The following is a 20,159-nucleotide window of genomic DNA, read 5'->3' as shown; positions in this document are numbered from 1 at the left end:
TTTTCACGAAGAAAAGGACGGACCGAAGTCACATCCTTTCATTTTCTTTCTTTAATTGATAGGCGAGATAGACAATCAGCAGTAGCAAGACCAGACTTGTCATGACAGAACCTTCAATCCCAAAAGAACCACCTGATAGCCAGGCTTGATTGCCTTGTGGTAAAAAGGTCATCAGAGATGTTCCTGATGGTTGACCACTAACTAAAATCCCAAAGAGATTGCCCTGAGCAAAATTCCAAGCGCCATGAATACCTGCTACCCCCCAAACTGTATCTGTTTTGAGGAGGTAAAGTGACATGGCAACTCCGAATAAAAAGAGATTCACTAGAGATAGAGGGGTTAGACCAGAATTGCCCATATGAAGCAGGGTAAAGAACATGCTAGATATGACAACAGCAAGTTTTAAATTGGTTCTTGATGCCAATTGAGGAAGGAGCCATGCACGGGATACCACTTCTTCTGCTGTTCCCTGTAAAATCCAAAATGGGATAGTAAAGACGACAAAGGCAAGCGAATAAGGATTTAAGTGAATGGATTCCAAACGATATTGCCCCAAGGCTACTAAACCTAACAAAGTAAGAAGAAAAAGTGCCAAACCTAGACCAAAGCCTTTAAGAAGATTGCTGAGGAAATTCTCTCTATAAAATCCTAAAGTTCGAATAGGTCTTTTCTCAACTTTTCTAGTCCATCTAAACACAGTGTTAAGAATAAAACCAAAGGCCAGTAAATCTAAAATTAAATGAAAGTCACTTGTTTTATCCGTCAAGCTCGCATGCAAAGTCTGCAAGTAGGTTGCAAGATTTTGACCAGTCTCTCCAAAATTTCTAGCAAGTCCGATAAGAGCTAAGAAACTAATACCATATAAAGTAAAAGCCACAAACTCTCCTATAAAGACAAAAACAAAGGCTAACAAGGGGCTTGTGTAAATGTTTAGCTGCATTTGAGAAGCTTGGAAGTCTTTAAATATTCTTTTGTCTTTCATAACTTTATCCTCTTTTACTATATGATATACCTTTATTATAGCACTTCTGTTGTGTGATTCAAGACAAAATCAGAATTATATATGTTATATCTTCTTACATAGTTTTTGTAAAAATTTGCCTTTTTTTATTTTTTTTGCTATAATGGTAAAATATTCGGAAAAGGAGACTAAAAATGAAGAAAAGATTTCTAGCATTTTTGCTAATTTTATTCCCAATTTTCTCATTAGGTATTGCGAAAGCAGAGACGATTAAGATTGTGTCTGATACCGCCTATGCACCTTTTGAGTTTAAAGATTCAGATCAAACTTATAAAGGAATTGATGTTGACATTATCAACAAAGTCGCTGAGATTAAAGGATGGAACATTCAGATGTCCTATCCTGGATTTGATGCAGCGGTAAATGCGGTTCAAGCTGGTCAAGCTGATGCAATCATGGCTGGAATGACAAAAACTACAGAACGTGAAAAAGTTTTCACTATGTCTGATACTTACTATGATACAAAAGTTGTCATTGCAACTACAAAGTCACACAAGATTAGTCAGTATGACCAATTAAAAGGTAAAACTGTTGGTGTTAAAAACGGAACTGCTGCTCAACGTTTTCTTGAAACAATCAAAGATAAATACGGCTTTACTATTAAAACATTTGACACTAGTGATTTGATGAACAACAGCTTGAGTGCTGGTGCCATCGATGCCATGATGGATGACAAACCTGTTATCGAGTATGCCATTAACCAAGGGCAAGACCTTCATATTGAAATGGATGGTGAAGCTGTAGGTAGCTTTGCTTTCGGTGTGAAAAAAGGTAGCAAATACGAGCACCTAGTTACTGAATTTAACCAAGCCTTGGCTGAAATGAAAAAAGATGGTAGTCTTGATAAAATCATCAAGAAATGGACTGCTTCATCATCTTCAGCAGTGCCAACTACAACTACTCTAGCAGGATTAAAAGCCATTCCTGTTAAAGCTAAATACATCATTGCCAGTGATTCTTCTTTTGCACCTTTTGTTTTCCAAAATTCAAGCAACCAATTTACTGGTATTGATATGGAATTGATTAAGGCAATCGCTAAAGACCAAGGTTTCGAAATTGAAATCACCAACCCTGGTTTTGATGCCGCTATCAGTGCTGTTCAAGCTGGACAAGCTGATGGTATCATTGCTGGTATGTCTGTCACAGATGCTCGTAAGGCAACTTTTGACTTCTCAGAATCCTACTACACTGCCAATACTATCCTTGGTGTCAAAGAATCAAGCAATATTGCTTCTTATGAAGATTTAAAAGGAAAGACGGTCGGTGTTAAAAACGGAACTGCTTCTCAAACCTTCCTAACAGAAAATCAAAGCAAATACGGTTACAAAATCAAAACCTTCGCTGATGGTTCTTCAATGTATGACAGTTTAAACACTGGTGCCATTGATGCCGTTATGGATGATGAACCTGTTCTCAAATATTCTATCAGCCAAGGACAAAAATTGAAAACTCCAATCGCTGGAACTCCAATCGGTGAAACAGCCTTTGCCGTTAAAAAAGGAGCAAATCAAGAATTGATTGAAATGTTCAACAACGGACTTGCAAACCTTAAAGCAAACGGAGAATTCCAAAAGATTCTTGATAAATACCTAGCTAGTGAGTCTTCAACCGCTTCAACAAGCACTGTTGATGAGACAACTATCTGGGGGCTGCTTCAAAACAACTACAAACAACTCCTTAGCGGGCTTGGTATCACTCTTGCTCTAGCTCTTATCTCATTTGCTATTGCTATTGTCATCGGGATTATCTTTGGTATGTTTAGTGTCAGCCCGTATAAATCTCTTCGTGTGATCTCTGAGATTTTCGTTGACGTTATCCGTGGTATTCCATTGATGATTCTTGCAGCCTTCATCTTCTGGGGAATTCCAAACTTCATCGAGTCTATCACAGGCCAACAAAGCCCAATTAACGACTTTGTAGCTGGTACTATTGCCCTATCGCTCAATGCAGCCGCTTATATCGCTGAGATCGTTCGTGGTGGTATTCAGGCCGTTCCAGTTGGGCAAATGGAAGCCAGCCGTAGCTTGGGGATCTCTTATGGAAAAACCATGCGTAAGATTATCTTGCCACAAGCAACTAAATTGATGTTGCCAAACTTTGTTAACCAATTCGTTATCGCTCTTAAAGATACAACCATCGTTTCTGCTATCGGTTTGGTTGAACTCTTCCAAACTGGTAAGATTATCATTGCCCGTAACTACCAAAGTTTCAAGATGTATGCAATCCTTGCTATCTTCTATCTTGTAATTATCACACTTTTGACTAAACTAGCGAAACGCTTAGAAAAGAGGATTCGTTAATGGCAAAATTAAAAATTGATGTAAATGATTTACACAAAAGCTACGGAAAAAATGAGGTTTTAAAAGGAATTACGACTAAGTTCTATGAAGGAGATGTTGTTTGTATCATCGGTCCTTCGGGTTCTGGTAAGTCAACTTTCCTCCGTAGCCTTAATCTTCTAGAAGAAGTTACGAGCGGTCACATCACTGTGAACGGTTATGACTTAACTGAAAAAACAACCAATGTTGACCATGTCCGTGAAAATATCGGTATGGTTTTCCAACATTTCAATCTCTTCCCACATATGTCTGTTTTGGACAACATTACTTTTGCTCCTATTGAGCACAAGTTAATGACTAAGGAAGAAGCTGAGAAATTGGGAATGGAGTTGCTTGAGAAGGTCGGACTAGCAGATAAAGCTAATGCTAACCCAGATAGCCTATCAGGTGGTCAAAAACAACGTGTGGCCATCGCTCGTGGACTAGCAATGAATCCAGACATCATGCTCTTTGATGAGCCAACTTCTGCCCTTGATCCTGAAATGGTTGGAGACGTACTAAACGTTATGAAAGACTTGGCTAAACAAGGCATGACCATGATTATCGTAACCCATGAGATGGGATTTGCCCGTCAAGTTGCCGACCGCGTTATCTTTACTGCGGATGGCGAGTTCCTAGAAGACGGAACACCTGACCAAATCTTTGATAACCCTCAGCACCCTCGTCTGAAAGATTTCTTGGACAAGGTCTTAAACGTTTAAACTTAAACTGTAAGGATTTCCTTGCAGTTTTTTTCGGCTCTCGTATTGGATTTTTTGATTTTTCGGAAAATTATGTTAGAATTAAGTTTATGAAATGAGGTTTCCTCATACCTAGCAAGACTAGGAATAAAAATAGAAATTAGGTAGCTAGATGTCATCTAAGGTTATTGTTACAATTTTCGGTGCGAGTGGAGACCTGGCTAAACGCAAGCTCTACCCTTCCCTTTTTAGACTATATAAATCCGGCAATCTTTCCGAGCACTTTGCCGTTATTGGAACTGCCCGTCGTCCTTGGAGCAAGGAATATTTTGAATCTGTTGTCGTCGAATCCATCCTTGATTTGGCAGATAGTACCGAACAGGCTCAAGAGTTCGCTAGTCACTTCTACTATCAAAGTCATGATGTCAACGATACAGAACACTACATTGCTTTGCGTCAATTGCAGGCTGAACTAAATGACAAGTACCAAGCTGAACACAACAAGCTCTTCTTCTTGTCTATGGCGCCTCAGTTCTTTGGAACCATTGCCAAACACCTCAAGTCTGAAAACATTGTGGATGGTAAAGGTTTTGAACGCTTAATCGTTGAAAAACCATTTGGTACAGATTACGCAACTGCAAGCAAGTTGAATGACGAGCTCCTAGCAACATTTGACGAAGAACAAATTTTCCGTATTGATCATTATCTTGGTAAGGAAATGATCCAAAGTATCTTTGCAGTTCGCTTTGCCAACCTGATTTTCGAAAACGTTTGGAACAAGGAATTTATCGACAATGTTCAAATTACCTTTGCGGAGCGCTTGGGTGTAGAAGAACGTGGTGGCTACTATGACCAATCAGGTGCCCTCCGTGATATGGTACAGAACCATACACTCCAACTTCTTTCTCTCCTTGCTATGGACAAGCCAGCAAGCTTCACAAAAGACGAGATTCGTGCTGAGAAGATTAAAGTCTTTAAAAACCTCTATCATCCAACTGATGAAGAGCTTAAAGAACACTTTATCCGTGGTCAATACCGCTCTGGTAAGATTGATGGCATGAAATATATCTCTTATCGTAGCGAACCAAATGTAAATCCAGAATCAACAACTGAAACTTTTGCATCTGGTGCCTTCTTTGTAGACAGCGATCGATTCCGTGGTGTTCCTTTCTTCTTCCGTACTGGTAAACGTCTAACTGAAAAAGGAACTCATGTCAACATCGTCTTTAAACAAATGGATTCTATCTTTGGTGAGCCACTTGCTCCAAACATCTTGACCATCTATATCCAACCAACAGAAGGCTTCTCTCTTAGCCTAAATGGGAAGCAAGTAGGAGAAGAATTCAACTTGGCTCCCAACTCACTTGATTACCGTACAGATGCGACCGCAACTGGTGCTTCTCCAGAACCATACGAGAAATTGATTTATGATGTCTTAAATAACAACTCAACTAACTTTAGCCACTGGGATGAAGTTGGTGCGTCATGGAAATTGATTGACCGTATCGAAGAGCTCTGGGCTGAAAATGGTGCCCCACTTCATGACTATAAAGCTGGAAGCATGGGACCTCAAGCTAGCTTTGATCTACTTGAAAAATTCGGTGCCAAATGGACTTGGCAACCAGATATCGCCTATCGTCAAGATGGTCGTTTAGAATAACAAAAAATCCTGCAAGTTTGTACCTTGCAGGATTTTTACTTCTAATTAGATTAAGCCTTCCAAGAGACCCTTCATAAAGTTTTCTGAATTAAATTCTCCAATATCATCGATTTTTTCACCAAAACCAATCAATTTTACAGGAATATTGAGTTCTTCACGGATGGCTAGAACAACACCACCTCGAGCAGTTCCATCAATCTTAGTCAAGACAATTCCAGTTAATGGCGTGATTTTTGAAAATTCTTTGGCCTGTACCAGGGCATTTTGACCCGTTGATGCATCAAGAGCCAAGAAGGTTTCATGTGGTGCTTCTGGTACAACACGTTTGATAATACGACCAATCTTTTCCAGCTCAGCCATGAGGTTGTCCTTGTTTTGCAGACGACCAGCGGTGTCAATCATAAGAATATCGATACCTTCAGCTACTGCTCGTTCCATCCCATCAAAGACAACGCTAGCTGGATCAGCTTTTTCAGGCCCCGTCACAACAGGAACATCAACACGACGGCCCCATTCTGCTAGCTGGGCAACGGCTCCCGCACGGAAGGTATCTGCTGCTACTAGCATGACTTTTTTGCCAGCTTGCTTGTAACGATGAGCTAATTTCCCAATAGAAGTTGTCTTCCCAACACCGTTCACACCGACGAAGAGCATAACTGTCAAACCATCTTGGAAATGGATTTGTTCATCGTAGTTGCCATCCTTTTCGTAGAGTTCAACCAATTTCTCGATAATGACACGGCGAAGTGCATCAGGCTTCTTAGCGTTTTCGAGTTTAGCTTCATAGCGAAGCTCTTCTGTTAGGTTAGAAGCGACCTGCACACCGACGTCACTCATGATGAGCAATTCTTCCAATTCTTCGAAGAAGTCTTCATCGACAGAACGGAAGTTAGCAAAGAAGGCATTCAAGCGTGCTCCGAAGCCTGTACGAGTTTTCTTAAGACTGCGGTCATATTTTTCCTGAACAGTTTCTTCTACTTGAGACGTTTCTGGTTCAAGCACTTCAGAACTATTTTCTTCTACAGTCTCTAGGAGCTCAGTATTCTCTTCCTCTGTGACTTCTTCTGAGTTTAGCAATTCTTCGACTTTTTCTTGATGAACCTCTACATCTGGCTCTGAATCCAGACTTTCTTCAACTGTATCTTGATTTTCCTCTTCTTCGAGCAGACCTTCTTCAGAACTTTCAACTTCTGCCACTTCTTGAGAAACTTCCTCAGCTTCTGTATCTTCAGACAAATCAAGATTTTCCAGAGCTTCTTTTACAACTTCTTCGATTTTAGGTTCTTCTTTTTTTCCGAATAGACGGTCAAATAATCCCATATCTTAGTTCTCCTTTAGCACATATTCTTCGATAGCCCAGGCGACAGCCTCTTCATCATTGGTCATTGGCGTCACTACATTTGCGACTGCCTTGACTTCAGGAACAGCGTTTTGCATGGCAACACCGAGCCCTGCCCATTCAATCATAGAGAGGTCATTGGCCTCGTCACCACATGCCATGACTTGACTTTGGTTAATTCCAAGATGGCTGATCAGTTTTGCCAAACCTGTTGCTTTATGAACATTCTTTGGTGACCACTCTAGCAACATTTCACGTGACTTAAAGATTTCATATTGATCAAACAATTCTGGAGAAATCTCTTGAATGGCTGCATCCAAGGGTTCTTGAGCAAAGGCAGTCACGCATTTATTATAAGTCATTTGACTAGATAGGTCTTCAAAGTCAACTGGAACAAAAGTCAAAGCTGGATTGAATTTGGCATAAAGACTTTCTTGGTCAGATTGAATTTGATAAACAGTTCCTTCTGAGATGGCATCAAGAGGCAGTGATAATTTCTCTGTTTCCTCATACAAGCGTGCCACATCATCATATGAAAAGACTGTTTTATCAAGGATTTCACCTGTATTTTTCTGAACCAAACCACCATTAAAAGTAATCGTATACTCATCTTCCTGACCATCAGTCCCTAGCTCATGGAGAAAGAAATCCATAGCTTTTAAAGGGCGACCAGTTGTCAATACGACCTTAATACCACGATCACGCGCAGCTTTCAAGGTTGCCTTGGTGCGATCCATCAGCCTTTTATCAGTAGTCAGCAAGGTACCGTCCAAGTCCAATGCAATCAATTTTATATCTGCCATTATAAGCCCTCCATATAAGCTATAACCGACTGGTCCTTATGGTGACCAATCACTGTCTCTGCTAATTCTAAAATTTCAGGTCGTGCATTTTCAGGAGCTACAGGATGTCCCACAACCTGCATCATATGCAAGTCATTTAGATTGTCTCCAAAAGCCATAACCTGATCCATTGTGATACCAAGTTTTTTAGCTAATTCAACAATAGCCACACCCTTATCGACATAGTCCAGAACAATATCAATGGATTCAAAACCAGTTGTCATGGCCTTAACACCAGGAACGTTTTCATTGACCCAAGCTTCCCCAGCTTCTAGCGTTTCTTCTGTGAAGTTGGTTGTAAATTTGAAAATGTCATCTGTGATATCTTCCAAACTCGCTACTTTTTGGATATTTTCATTATAGTGCTGGCTCACTTTCAAATAGGTCTCATCAACCGTATCTAGAACATAAGCTCCCTTTTTTCCCGTCAAGAGCAGTTTATTGATATCTACATAAGGTGAAGTTTTCAGCATTTCAAAAGTTGATAGATAAAAGTCACGAGACATAGTCGCTTCATACAAGTCCTGACCTTGATATTCTACCAAACTGCCATTTTCCGCGATGAAAATAATGTCATCACGAACATCAGCAAATAATTTTTCTAGAGACAGAAATCCGCGCCCTGAAGCTACCGCAAAGTAAATCCCTTTTTCCTTGTAGGAAACCAAGAGAGACTTGAGGCGGTCCATATCAAAGCGCCCATTCCCATCTAGAAAGGTTCCGTCCATATCCGTTGCTACTAGTTTAATCATAAAATCTTTCTTACTCCGATTAGTAAATCTACCTCCTATTATACCATAGATAAGTAGAAAAAGGACGAGTCTATCAGCTTTGCTTCTCTTTTATCCTTCTCAACTAGCTGGTGCTGTTTCTATCTTTTAAAAAACTCGTAAAATTAAAATCGTGCAACTTTTTTCAGATACTTTTAAAAGATTGATTTCATAACCTGTTTCCTTTATACTGGATAAAAAGGAGAATAGTATGTCAGAAACAAATCACGAAATTGATTCAAATTTTGCAGGTCGTTTAAATATCCTGCGTGCTGGTGTTCTTGGTGCCAACGATGGGATTATTTCCATTGCTGGTGTGGTTATCGGGGTTGCCAGTGCTACAAGCAATATCTGGATTATCTTTTTATCAGGTTTTGCGGCTATCTTAGCTGGTGCCTTTTCAATGGCTGGTGGAGAATATGTATCCGTTTCAACTCAAAAAGATACCGAGGAAGCGGCCGTTGCGCGTGAGCAGCTCTTGCTAGACCAAGATATGGAACTAGCCAAAAAGTCCCTCTATGCTGCCTATATTCAAAATGGAGAATGCGAAACTTCTGCCCAACTCTTGACCAATAAGGCCTTTCTTAAAAATCCACTCAAGGCTTTGGTAGAGGAAAAATATGGGATTGAGTATGAAGAATTTACCAATCCTTGGCACGCTGCCATTTCTAGCTTTATTTCTTTTTTCCTTGGTAGCTTACCACCCATGCTTTCAATTACCATTTTCCCAGGTGAATACCGTATCCCTGCTACTGTCCTTATCGTCGGTGTGGCCCTTCTTCTCACTGGTTACACTAGTGCCAGACTTGGAAAAGCTCCAACCAAAACAGCTATGATTCGGAACCTAGCTATTGGGCTCTTGACCATGGGAGTTACCTTTCTGCTAGGACAACTTTTCAGCATTTAATACTCTTCGAAAATCAAATTCAAACCACGTCAGCTTCGCCTTGCCGTATATATGGTTACTGACTTCGTCAGTTCTATCTGCAACCTCAAAGCAGTGCTTTGAGCAACCTGCGGCTAGCTTCCTAGTTTGCTTTTTGATTTTCATTGAGTATAAAATACAAGAAATACCTCGATTTTGAAGTCGAGGTATTCTTTTTTACATTTGCACAATCTTGCGATAGCTTCTTGAAGTAATCATGAAAATCAGCACATAGGCGATGAGGAAGACAGCGCAGATAGACAAAGTCACTGTCAACATCATAGTCGCATCCAGTACACCTATCACTTTAAGAATCAGGCTAAGCATATGATAGGCAAAGGCTAGGTGTAGGAAAGCAAAGAGCAAAGGGAGGAAGAAAACAGTTAAAACCTGTTTGTTAATGGTTTGCTTGATTTGCTTTTGATCTAAACCGACTTTCTGCAAGATAATAAAGCGTTCACGGTCTTCATAGCCTTCAGAAATTTGTTTATAGTAGATGACCAGAACGGTTCCGACCATAAAGATAATGGATAGGAAAATACCGATAAAGAAGACACCACCAAAGAGGGCACTCATCTGAGCACTAGCATCTGATAAATTACTACCATAAACATAGCTACCTTCCGTGTTTAATTGAGCATTAAACTGATCGAGGTATTTATCATACTCGTCAGCGACCTTGAGTTGTTCTTCTTCACTGGCATTTACATTCATGCCACCGTAAAACTGATTATAGATAGCCGAATCTGGGAATTGATCCAAAAAGGCTTGTAAATCAGCTACAACAAGGTAATTGTAATCAGCAGTCAAAATATTAAACTGATTTGGGACATGGTTGACAATGAAATCTTTATTAAATTCTTCTTTGACAGAAAATTGATGATCATTTAGAGTTAGAGTTTTCTGTTCTTTAACTCCCTCATTCTTTGCAAAGAGTCCGACCTCATTTCCTGATAGAGACAGTTTTTGACCAGTCATATTTTCATAATCTTTTTGATCAAATACCATGAAAACTGTTGTGGGTTGGACACGATTTTGTCCTTTTTCAAAAAGGGTTAACTTATTTCCTTCTTGGTTCGCAACACCAAAGTAAGTGTAACGAAACACTTCTTTTTCTTTAATCTGATAACCTTTGTCACTTGCAAACTGGCTCAAGAGTTTGTCCAAGTCTTCTTTTTCAACATTTTGCCCTGAAACCCCAAAATCATGAGGATTTAGAACTTTTTTAAAGCTTTCTGCGGAATTGAAAATGCTTGTCGCTGCTGACATGGTTACCAAAACCATTGTTGACAAGATAGCGATGGTTGCTAGTCCAACTGCATTTTTCTTCATACGGAAAATCAAGTTAGACACTGAGATAAGGTTATTTGGTTGGTAATAGTATTTCTTGTTTTTCTTTAAGATTTGAAGGAAAACGGTAATTCCTGCATTAAACAATAGATAAGTACCAAAGATAACCAGTAAAACAGCTATGAAGAAGGTTGTTAAGGCTGTAAGAGGATCTTTTACCGTAAGGGCAAGATAGTAGCCAATCCCTAAACTAATGGAACCAAGAATCGTTTGGAGAGGAAGGAAGCGACCTTTTTTCTCACCGCTAGCTTTCTCACGCGAGAGCTGGAGGGCATTCATACGGGCGATTCGAAGGGCATTCAGGAACATGAGGCCTAGGAAAATCAAACCGAAGACAACAAGTACTGTAATGACAACTTTCATCTGGAAGGTAGCGACCAGTTCCACCTTCAATTTCATCAGTTTGAGCAAGAAAGCGAAAATTAACTTGTCAAACAAGGCTCCAATACCGATACCTGCTCCAACAGTTAAAATCCCAAATAGCACTAACTCCTTAAAGGTCATACTGATAAGATGACGCTTCTCCAAGCCCAACATGCCATAAATACCTAGTTCCTTAGAACGATTTTTCATAACAAAACTATTGGCATAAAGGACGATAATGGCTGACGCAAGGGTGACAACAAACATACCAAATCCAAGAGTAGCTTGAATGGTTGTTCCGCCACGGATTTCCGCAATCTTGGGATTGAAGGTTAGAGAGTAAAAGAGATAGGTGACTGTGACTGCCAAGAGAACAGCCAGCGCAAAAGGATAGTAGAGTTTGCGGTTTTTAATCAAGTTCGATACCGCTAACTTATTGGTTAATCGAAACATACTAATTCACCTCGCTTGCCATGACAGTCAAGGTATCAGATATTTCTTGGAACATCTGACGCTCAGTCTTCTCTCCACGGTAGATTTGATTGTAAAGAATGCCGTCTTTGATAAAGAGTACACGTTTAGCTCTGCTAGCTGCTGCAGTTGAGTGGGTTACCATGAGAATTGTTTGACCACGCTCATTGATTTCGTCAAATACATCAAGTAAGGCTGCAGATGACTTGGAATCAAGAGCTCCTGTCGGTTCGTCTGCAAGAAGAATTTCAGGTTCTGTGATGATGGCGCGTGCTACTGCTACACGCTGTTTTTGTCCACCTGAAATTTCATATGGGTACTTCTCTTGCAATTGGTTGATGCCCAGATTCTCAGCTGTCACCACCAATTTCTTCATCATTTCCGTAATAGGTCTTCTTGACAAGACAAGGGGAAGCAAGATATTGTCCTTAACAGACAGAGTATCTAGCAAGTTAAAGTCTTGGAAGACAAATCCTAGCTTTTCACGACGGAAGCTAGAAGCCTGTGAATTTTTAATGGTTGCTGTGTCAGTTCCATTCAGGTAAACCTGACCACGTGTTGGTTTGTCCAGCATAGCTAGGATATTGAGAAGAGTTGATTTACCAGAACCAGACTCACCCATGATGGCAACGTAGTCACCTTTTTCCACGGTAAAGTGAATGTCCTTGAGGGCTTCTACTTGGTTGCCCTGAAAACGAGTTTTATAAATTTTTTGAACGTGTTTTACATCTAAAAGTGTCATGAGAATCTCCTTTCTTAATATCCCATCAAATGAAATGTTGCTTGCATCATAGCACATCCCAGCTGAACGCGCTCGATTTCTTTGTGGCTTGGTTTTCTAGTTTTCTTATGTAAGATTTGTTTCATGATGTTACTCCTTTGTTCTTTATGAGACTAGTTTACATCAAAAAAAGACCGCTTGCCATAACCTAACCTTACAAAAGAGACTTTAATCTTACATTTTTGTAAGATTAGGGGAAATGTAAGCAAATTTAATCTAGAGAAGTACACTGTAGCTTCTAAAATATTGTTAGAAATTGGTTTGAATTTCCCAATCAATTATTGAATTTTTATTTCATTTCACTATGCAATAAATCACTTGACTTTTTACTCTAAAAATAATAAAATGTAATTATGAAAGGGCTTACTTTAGAAAGGAGAAAAAATCGGAAACTATAATTTGAGTAAGCTTATTTTAACTATCACTTTATTACCAATAAATTTCTACTAAAAATTTATTTTAGCTCTTTTCCAGAAAGTGTGGATATTATGAAAAAAATCTTGATTACTTTTTTTGCTATCCTTTCACTATTTTTCTATTCATCTGTTTTTGCAGATGATACTAATACAATAGTGAGCGAAACTATGACAGCTCAACAACTTGTGAAGCAATACGCGACTGATTATGATATCACATTGGAACAAGCATCAGATTTACTTGGTATAAATTTATACGAACGCTCTTCACAGACATATAGAACAATTTCTACTCAAATAACTGTTACAAACTCCTATAAACCATCCATTTCTTTCTACTGCGAAACAACCGAATATGGAACTTATCATGGTATTATAAGAATATTAAGAACAGAAATAAATAGAAATTATAATGGAATGTCAAAACAGTTTTCTGGTTCATTGTATGTAAATTTAGAACAGGCTGATAGAATATTCTATATAATTAATGGAGATTTCTTTAATAACGGTACTTCAACTTTAAGCGGAGGACTGAATATTGGAATAGGAGAAAGTGCTAGCGTAAATTTCGGAGGTTCCTACGTTTCTAATCACTATAAATATGTATATCATGAAGGAAGAGTTCATTTTTAATGAAACACAAAGAACATATACTCATCGGAATTCTCTATCTCCTCTCTCCATTCATCGGTCAGCTCTTAGTTGAACACACACACTTTATCGGTACAGAATTTACAGCTACTGCTTATGCTATTTGCTGGCTATCAGTTGTTATCAGCATCCATCATTTATCAAAAACAGTTTTCTCTCAGCAGCAAAACAAAGATTAAAAAACTGAGTTCAAAAACATGCTTTTAGTTTGTAGATGAAGCTGGAAAAAAATTATTAAAAGTAAAAAAGCTTTAAATCAAGCAGTTTAGACTATTGATTTAAAGCTTTTTGCTTATTCCTAATCTTTTAAGCAACTATTGCCTTATTAGCTAAGTAGCTCACCAAAACCATCCTTCATTATCGTCAATGGCTTGGGCTTCTTTGCGTTTGCGTGGGCCTGTTCCGTACATTTCTGCTTCGATTTCTTCCTTGGTTGGCATAACAGAAGCTAGGATGATATAGATAATCACGCCAAGTCCAAAGTTTGCGACTGTAAAAATGGCAAATAAGAAACGAACAAGGGTAACATCAAAGTTCCACTTGTCTGACAGACCTGCTAGAACTCCTGAAATCATGCGATTTCGTCTCATTTTATAAAATTTACTGTTCATGTTATTTCCTCTTTCTGCTAGGTTAGACTTAGTATATCACGGATAGGCTAGGCTTTCATCAGTCCTCAGGCTGATTTACCAGTAGCAACTTTCCTCGACAAATTCCACAGCGATAGCGTTTGGTATCAATTCTGCGCTTACGCTGATACCTTTGCTGGCATGATTGGCAACGATAGAGCTTGATTGGCTTGTTGTTGCTATTGGGCAAGGTAGGCACAAAGCGTAATCCATCCACTGCTTTCAACAATTCCTTAAAATCCCGATCCTTGTGTTGATAGCCCTTCCCTTGAAAATAGAGGTGATAATGACAGAGTTCATGGCGGACAATTTTTCTAAAAACATCCAAACCCAGTTCCTGATAAACTTTGGGGTTGAAATCCAAATGCCCATCTTTAGGGAAAAATCGCCCACCTGTCGAACGTAGACGAGAATTCCACTGGGCTTGATGGATAAAAGGTCTTCCGAAGTCTTCTAGCGAAACCTGCTTGACGTAATTAGTCAGTTTCATTTGGAGCCAGGAGCGACAGATTGACTTTTTCACGTTCAGTATCAATTTTCTTAACCCAAACGGTTACCAAATCTCCGACTGACACCACTTGGCTGGGATGTTTGATAAATTTGCGACTCATATGAGAAATATGGATGAGGCCGTCCTCGTGAATGCCAATATCAACGAAGGCACCGAAGTCAACGACATTACGCACCACTCCTTCCAGCTTTTGCCCAACCACTAAGTCCTTGATATCTAGGACATCTTGGCGAAGCACAGGTGCGTCAAAGGAATCACGGAAATCTCGACCTGGTTTGAGAAGATCTGCAATGATATCTTTAAGAGTTTCTGGACCAAGGTCTAGCTCTTGCGCCATTTTCTTGACTGATAGTGACTTGAGTTTGCTTTGGGCCTCTTGGTTCAGTTCCTTAATATCCAAAATTTTGAAGAGTTCCTTGACGGCAGCATAATTTTCTGGATGAACTCCTGTATTATCAAGGATATTGCTACTTTCAGGGATACGGAGGAAACCAGCGGCCTGTTCAAAAGCCTTGGCACCAAGACGCGGAACTTTCTTGATTTGAGCGCGTGAAGTGATTTTTCCTTCTTCCTCACGGTATTTGACAATATTTTCAGAAATGGTTTTATTAAGTCCAGCCACATGGGAAAGGAGGGCTGGGCTGGCTGTATTGATATTGACACCGACTTGGTTCACCACGGTATCGACAACAAAGTCCAGACTTTCAGACAGTTTCTTCTGGCTGACATCGTGCTGGTACTGACCGACACCGATTGACTTAGGATCGATTTTGACCAATTCAGCAAGGGGATCTTGCAAACGACGGGCGATAGAGATGGCAGAGCGTTTTTCAACGGTCAAGTCTGGGAACTCCTGGCGAGCAAGTTCGCTGGCAGAGTATACCGAAGCACCACTTTCATTGACGATAACATAGCTGACTTCTGGAAACTCTTTAAGAACTTCGGCCACAAAGGCTTCACTTTCACGACTGGCCGTCCCATTTCCGATAGCAATAATTTCCACGCCGTATTGACCAATCAAGTCTGCCAAATCTTTCTTGGCTTCTTCGATTTGACGAGCTGATGCTGGTTTGACAGGATAAATAACCTGAGTCGTCAACATTTTCCCTGTTGCATCCACGACAGCTAGCTTGGCACCTGTACGAAAGGCAGGGTCAAATCCTAGAACCACGCGCCCTTTCAATGGAGCAACCAAGAGGAGATTACGCAGATTGTCAGAAAAGAGTTGGATAGCTCCTTCTTCTGCCTTTTCAGTTAATTCTGTACGAATACGGCGCTCGATAGCAGGCAAGACTTTTTTCTTAACAGATTGCTGAACAACTTCATCAATATAGGCATTTTTCACCTTGAAACGAGCAGCAAAGAAGGCAAGAATACGGTCTGTTGCATGTTCAAAACCGACCTTCAAGACACCAAGTTTCTCCCCACGATTGAGAGCCAAGGTACGATAGCCTTGCATAGTTCCAACTGTCTCTGAAAAATCATAGTAAATTTGAAAGACCTGCTTTTCATCAAGACTTTCATCCTTAACTTGAGAAGTTAGTTTAGAGTGTCTCAGCACTTCCTGATAAGTCATAGCACGTAAATTGACGTCTTCCGATAAGGCTTCGACCAAGATATCAACTGCACCAGCCAAAGCTTCTTTCCCTGTCGCAAATCCTTCACAGACAAACTTCTCTGCCTCTTTCTCTAAGTCAGCTACATTCTGCAAAATTAAGCGAGCAAGAGGAAATAGTCCAGCTTCACGGGCAATGGTTGCCTTGGTTCGACGTTTTTCCTTGTAAGGAAGATAGATTTCTTCAACGTCTGCTAATTTTTCGGCAGTTAAGATAGCTTCTTCCAATTCCTTGGTTAGCTTGCCTTGTTCTTGAATCTTAGCCAAGACAGCTTCCTTACGGTCGTTGAGGTTAGTCAGACTTTTATCCAGGTCAATAATAGCCTTAATCGCCACCTCATCCAAACTACCAGTCATGTCCTTGCGATAACGCGCGATAAAGGGAATTGTCGCCCCTTCAGCTGTCAAACTTAGAACGGTATCAATTTGCTTTAACGTCACTCCCAAATCCTGAGAGATTTTTTCATATTTTTTATCCATAAACCTATTATACCACAAGCTAGAAGGCTTGCTCCAATCCTTTTCATACTCAATGAAAATCAAAAAACAAACTAGGAAGCTAGCCACAGATTGCTCAAAACACCGTTTTGAGGTAGTAGATAAGACTGACGAAGTCAGTTACATATATCTACGGCAAGGCGAAGTTGACATGGTTTGAAGAGATTTTCGAAGAGTATCAACTATCGAAAACAAATTAAAAAACGCCATTTTCCTCAAAATAATAGTATAATAGAGGTAGAATTTAGAATCGAGGTACACCTATGGCTGTAAAATTTACAAAACGAGACGACTTGGATAAGATGTTTGAGGAGTTTGCGAAACTCCCTGATTTGAAACAAGTCACTTTCCCTGATGACAAAGAGAAAAAAGCCAAAGCAGAAAAGAAAAACTAGATGACTGCTTTCCAACAACTCCCATCTAGCGTGCTTCAGACTGGGGCTATTTTTCTCTCTATAATCATTGAAGCCCTACCCTTCGTTCTGATAGGAAGTATTGTTTCAGGGCTGATTGAGGTCTATATCACACCTGACAAGGTTTATCATTTTCTCCCTCGAAATCGTTGGGGGAGAATCTTTTTTGGCACCTTCGTAGGGATTCTTTTTCCCTCTTGTGAATGTGGAATTGTCCCCATTATCAATCGTTTTCTGGAAAAGAAGGTTCCCAGTTACACGGCTGTTCCCTTTCTTGTGACAGCACCTGTCATCAATCCTATTGTTCTCTTTGCGACCTATTCTGCCTTTGGCAACTCCTTCCATATCGCTCTGTTACGAGCTCTGGGGTCCATTCTTGTAGCTGTGATACTTGGGATTTTTCTAGGATTTTTCTGGCAAGAACCGATTCAAAAAGAAAATCGGTTGGCCTGTCATGAGCATGATTTTTCTCACTTGAGCTCTGCAAAAAAAGTTTTTCAGGTCTTTGTGCAGGCCATTGATGAGTTTTTTGATACGGGGCGTTATTTGGTATTTGGCTGTCTCTTTGCCTCTGTTATACAGGTCTACGTTCCAACTCGGATTCTGACCACTATCAGTGCAACACCTATTTTTGCCATCCTGCTCTTGATGCTTTTGGCCTTTCTTCTGTCGCTCTGTAGTGAGGCGGATGCCTTTATCGGGGCTTCTCTTCTCTCGAGTTTCGGATTGGCACCAGTTATGGCCTTTCTGGTGATTGGCCCAATGCTGGATATCAAAAATATTCTCATGATGAAAAATTACTTGAAAGCACGATTTATCAGTCACTTCATTACGATTGTGACACTCGTTGTCTTAGTCTATTCTCTCTTGATTGGAGTCATCCTATGATTCGATTTTTAGTTTTAGCTGGCTATTTTGAATTGACCATTTATCTCCATCTGTCGGGCAAATTAAACCAGTACATCAACATGCACTATTCCTATCTGGCCTATATTTCCATGGTGCTTTCCTTTATTTTGGCAATTGTTCAACTGTATATTTGGATGAAGCAAGTCAAAACCCATAGTCATCTGAACAGCCGATTAGCGAAGGTTACTAGTGTTGCTCTTCTGGCTATTCCTATTGTCGTCGGCTTAACTTTTCCAACTGTTAGCTTGGATTCTCAGACCGTTTCTGCCAAAGGCTATCATTTTCCCTTATCGGAAGGAACGGATCAAGCCATTCAGACAAGTGAAGGAACGACAAGCCAATATTTGAAACCAGATACCAGTTCTTATTTTTCAAAATCAGCCTATGAAAAGGAAATGCGAACTGCGGCGGATAAATACTTGTCCCAAGATAGCATTCAGATTACGAATGAAAACTATATGGAAGTCATGGAAGCTATCTACGACTATCCAGATGAGTTTGAGGGTAAGACAGTCCAGTTCACTGGCTTTGTCTATAATGACCCCAGTCATGCCAATAGCCAATTTCTGTTCCGCTTCGGCATTATTCACTGTATCGCGGATTCAGGTGTCTATGGATTACTGACCAAGGGAAATACCCGTCAGTATGAGAACAACACCTGGATAACAGCCAAAGGAAAACTGGTCAATCACTACCATAAAGAACTCAAACAAAACCTCCCAACCTTGGAAATCGATAGCTTTACCAAAGTCGATAAACCAGAAAATCCCTATGTATATCGCGTGTTTTAAAAAAGCAAGCTAAGACCATAAAAGTTAAAACGAACAAGTTCTTTTCTGAATAACAGAAAAAGAGCCTGTTCGTTTTTTGTTAAATAGTCTATAGTAAGATGTAATTTTTGATGTTTTATAACTTTCTTATGTTGTATAAAAATCTATCGACAAATCGCTATCAGACTCGTATTTTTTCCAAGCTAAACTGAAGCCATAATAATCTTCAAATTCAGGGTGCCAGTCATAATAAAGTGGGATACGACTATATTTTCTTGCAACAACTTCGTCTTCAAATTCTGGAGACTCCCCTGCAGTAATACCAAATTGAAGGCCATTTAGTTCCCAGCTATTGCCCCAAACGTTTTCATCCGAGAGAACATCGATCCATCTCGAGGCATCAATATCAAAATCAGCACACAACTCCAGTTCATAGAATTTTCTACAGTTAATCTCTGAAGGCTTTATATAAAGGGCCCTGTCTACCTGGTACTTTTTATCGCTGACTTGAATTTGTGTGATTTTCATTGGAATAGGAACTCCATTTAATTCTAACCAGAAATAGCCTAAGGGAGTTTTGATAACGTAATATGTTTGCTGAGGCGCAGGTTTAGCGTTTTTAGAGCAAGCATCAAAAATTCTTCCAAGATTAATTAAATTTCTACAAATGATTTTCGAAGTGAATGGGTCGAAATGTGAATACCTACGAATGACACGTTTTAACTTTTCAACAGGAAAAGTAATATCCTTTGGTAGGGCATGATACTTCTGCACAACTAATGCAGTTTTTTCAGTATTTTCCTTTCCTACTGGGACAATAACAGCATGCCCAATATGGATATTTGGGTCATCGCAGATATAAGTATATTCATTTGCTCCCTCCTGAAACTCAACAACAACGAGATTTAATTCTTGATCCGGATCAAAGAGAGGCTCGACCTTTTCAACTTCTTGGCGTTCATAAAAAGTAAAGCGATCTCCATCTCCGTCTTCGCCAAAAACCATGAAACTACCGCATTCAGGGCACTTCCACATATAAAATGACGCCTCTGAAATGTCTTCATAAGAAATTGAATCATTACCATCTTTTTTATTCATGATTTCTACTAACAACTCATCCGAGTATACCGAATAAGCATTTGGATCAGGCGTTCTATGGTCGTTCATCGCTTGCCCGCATTTACATGTCCATTTACCCATAAACAA

The 20,159-nt window shown here is 39.8% G+C and carries 19 protein-coding genes; 9 read left to right on the top strand and 10 right to left on the bottom strand.

All coding sequences use genetic code 11. From position 1 onward, the window contains the following. Nucleotides 1–28: 28 nt before the first annotated feature. Entirely contained in the window at nucleotides 29–982 is a 954-nt protein-coding gene (locus N8O43_RS04710) for a CPBP family intramembrane glutamic endopeptidase (protein WP_261089608.1), read from the bottom strand. Nucleotides 983–1,155: 173 nt separating this feature from the next. Here N8O43_RS04710 and N8O43_RS04705 point away from each other — a divergent pair, with 173 nt between their 5' ends. From N8O43_RS04705 to zwf, 3 genes are all read left to right on the top strand, one after another. Next, complete coding sequence (locus N8O43_RS04705) at nucleotides 1,156–3,321, top strand: ABC transporter substrate-binding protein/permease (RefSeq protein WP_261089606.1); 2,166 nt, start codon at nucleotides 1,156–1,158, stop codon at nucleotides 3,319–3,321. After that, nucleotides 3,321–4,061, top strand: coding sequence for an amino acid ABC transporter ATP-binding protein (locus N8O43_RS04700; RefSeq protein WP_125393318.1), 741 nt, complete (start codon nucleotides 3,321–3,323; stop codon nucleotides 4,059–4,061). The genes N8O43_RS04705 and N8O43_RS04700 overlap by 1 nt, the downstream gene beginning before the upstream one ends. Nucleotides 4,062–4,212: 151 nt before the next feature. Then, nucleotides 4,213–5,700 carry a glucose-6-phosphate dehydrogenase gene (gene zwf / locus N8O43_RS04695; RefSeq protein WP_084926550.1) on the top strand — a complete coding sequence of 496 codons (1,488 nt, stop codon included), beginning with the start codon at nucleotides 4,213–4,215 and terminating at the stop codon, nucleotides 5,698–5,700. Between the two features lie 45 nt (nucleotides 5,701–5,745). On the opposite strand, the gene ftsY is transcribed toward zwf, so the two are convergent. The 3 genes from ftsY to N8O43_RS04680 are packed head-to-tail and all read right to left on the bottom strand — an operon-like array spanning nucleotide 5,746 to nucleotide 8,633. Further along, complete coding sequence (gene ftsY / locus N8O43_RS04690; RefSeq protein WP_084924296.1) at nucleotides 5,746–7,020, bottom strand: signal recognition particle-docking protein FtsY; 1,275 nt, start codon at nucleotides 7,018–7,020, stop codon at nucleotides 5,746–5,748. A gap of 3 nt (nucleotides 7,021–7,023) precedes the next feature. Further along, nucleotides 7,024–7,842, bottom strand: coding sequence for a Cof-type HAD-IIB family hydrolase (locus N8O43_RS04685; protein WP_084924294.1), 819 nt, complete (start codon nucleotides 7,840–7,842; stop codon nucleotides 7,024–7,026). After that, nucleotides 7,842–8,633, bottom strand: coding sequence for a Cof-type HAD-IIB family hydrolase (locus tag N8O43_RS04680; RefSeq protein WP_261089603.1), 792 nt, complete (start codon nucleotides 8,631–8,633; stop codon nucleotides 7,842–7,844). Before N8O43_RS04680 ends, N8O43_RS04685 begins: the two co-directional genes overlap by 1 nt. Nucleotides 8,634–8,862: 229 nt before the next feature. Here N8O43_RS04680 and N8O43_RS04675 point away from each other — a divergent pair, with 229 nt between their 5' ends. Further along, nucleotides 8,863–9,558 carry a VIT1/CCC1 transporter family protein gene (locus N8O43_RS04675; RefSeq protein WP_261089601.1) on the top strand — a complete coding sequence of 232 codons (696 nt, stop codon included), beginning with the start codon at nucleotides 8,863–8,865 and terminating at the stop codon, nucleotides 9,556–9,558. A gap of 195 nt (nucleotides 9,559–9,753) precedes the next feature. Here the strand turns inward: N8O43_RS04675 and N8O43_RS04670 are convergent, their stop codons facing one another. After that, on the bottom strand, nucleotides 9,754–11,742 hold the full coding sequence (locus N8O43_RS04670) for an ABC transporter permease (protein WP_261089599.1): 1,989 nt from the start codon (nucleotides 11,740–11,742) through the stop codon (nucleotides 9,754–9,756). 1 nt (nucleotide 11,743) lies between these two features. Beyond that, entirely contained in the window at nucleotides 11,744–12,502 is a 759-nt protein-coding gene (locus N8O43_RS04665; RefSeq protein ID WP_000173372.1) for an ABC transporter ATP-binding protein, read from the bottom strand. Between the two features lie 527 nt (nucleotides 12,503–13,029). Between N8O43_RS04665 and N8O43_RS04660 the strand changes: the two genes are divergently transcribed. After that, entirely contained in the window at nucleotides 13,030–13,590 is a 561-nt protein-coding gene (locus N8O43_RS04660) for a hypothetical protein (protein ID WP_261089598.1), read from the top strand. Beyond that, complete coding sequence (locus N8O43_RS04655; protein WP_261089597.1) at nucleotides 13,590–13,787, top strand: hypothetical protein; 198 nt, start codon at nucleotides 13,590–13,592, stop codon at nucleotides 13,785–13,787. The genes N8O43_RS04660 and N8O43_RS04655 overlap by 1 nt, the downstream gene beginning before the upstream one ends. A gap of 159 nt (nucleotides 13,788–13,946) precedes the next feature. Here N8O43_RS04655 and N8O43_RS04650 read toward each other — a convergent pair whose 3' ends face one another. The 3 genes from N8O43_RS04650 to N8O43_RS04640 are packed head-to-tail and all read right to left on the bottom strand — an operon-like array spanning nucleotide 13,947 to nucleotide 16,843. After that, nucleotides 13,947–14,219, bottom strand: a complete 273-nt coding sequence (locus tag N8O43_RS04650; RefSeq protein WP_001085048.1) for a PspC domain-containing protein — start codon at nucleotides 14,217–14,219, stop codon at nucleotides 13,947–13,949. 58 nt (nucleotides 14,220–14,277) lie between these two features. After that, nucleotides 14,278–14,727 (bottom strand): SprT family protein, encoded by a 450-nt coding sequence (locus N8O43_RS04645; RefSeq protein ID WP_261089596.1) that lies wholly within the window; start codon nucleotides 14,725–14,727, stop codon nucleotides 14,278–14,280. Then, on the bottom strand, nucleotides 14,714–16,843 hold the full coding sequence (locus N8O43_RS04640; RefSeq protein ID WP_261089595.1) for a Tex family protein: 2,130 nt from the start codon (nucleotides 16,841–16,843) through the stop codon (nucleotides 14,714–14,716). Before N8O43_RS04640 ends, N8O43_RS04645 begins: the two co-directional genes overlap by 14 nt. 281 nt (nucleotides 16,844–17,124) lie before the next feature. Between N8O43_RS04640 and N8O43_RS04635 the strand changes: the two genes are divergently transcribed. From N8O43_RS04635 to N8O43_RS04625, 3 genes are read left to right on the top strand one after another with little or no spacing between them, the layout of a single operon-like run. Continuing rightward, on the top strand, nucleotides 17,125–17,256 hold the full coding sequence (locus tag N8O43_RS04635; protein ID WP_000268685.1) for an SPJ_0845 family protein: 132 nt from the start codon (nucleotides 17,125–17,127) through the stop codon (nucleotides 17,254–17,256). After that, nucleotides 17,257–18,162 (top strand): permease, encoded by a 906-nt coding sequence (locus N8O43_RS04630; protein WP_261089593.1) that lies wholly within the window; start codon nucleotides 17,257–17,259, stop codon nucleotides 18,160–18,162. Next, nucleotides 18,159–18,974: a TIGR03943 family putative permease subunit gene (locus N8O43_RS04625; protein WP_060805517.1), complete on the top strand. Its 816-nt coding sequence runs from the start codon at nucleotides 18,159–18,161 to the stop codon at nucleotides 18,972–18,974. Before N8O43_RS04630 ends, N8O43_RS04625 begins: the two co-directional genes overlap by 4 nt. A gap of 126 nt (nucleotides 18,975–19,100) precedes the next feature. Here N8O43_RS04625 and N8O43_RS04620 read toward each other — a convergent pair whose 3' ends face one another. Next, complete coding sequence (locus tag N8O43_RS04620; protein WP_261089592.1) at nucleotides 19,101–20,153, bottom strand: hypothetical protein; 1,053 nt, start codon at nucleotides 20,151–20,153, stop codon at nucleotides 19,101–19,103. Between the last annotated feature and the right edge of the window lie 6 nt (nucleotides 20,154–20,159).

It is taken from the genome of Streptococcus mitis (assembly GCF_946190335.1).
GTDB classification, from domain to species: domain Bacteria; phylum Bacillota; class Bacilli; order Lactobacillales; family Streptococcaceae; genus Streptococcus; species Streptococcus mitis_CH.
This window is presented reverse-complemented; position numbering and strand designations above follow the sequence as displayed.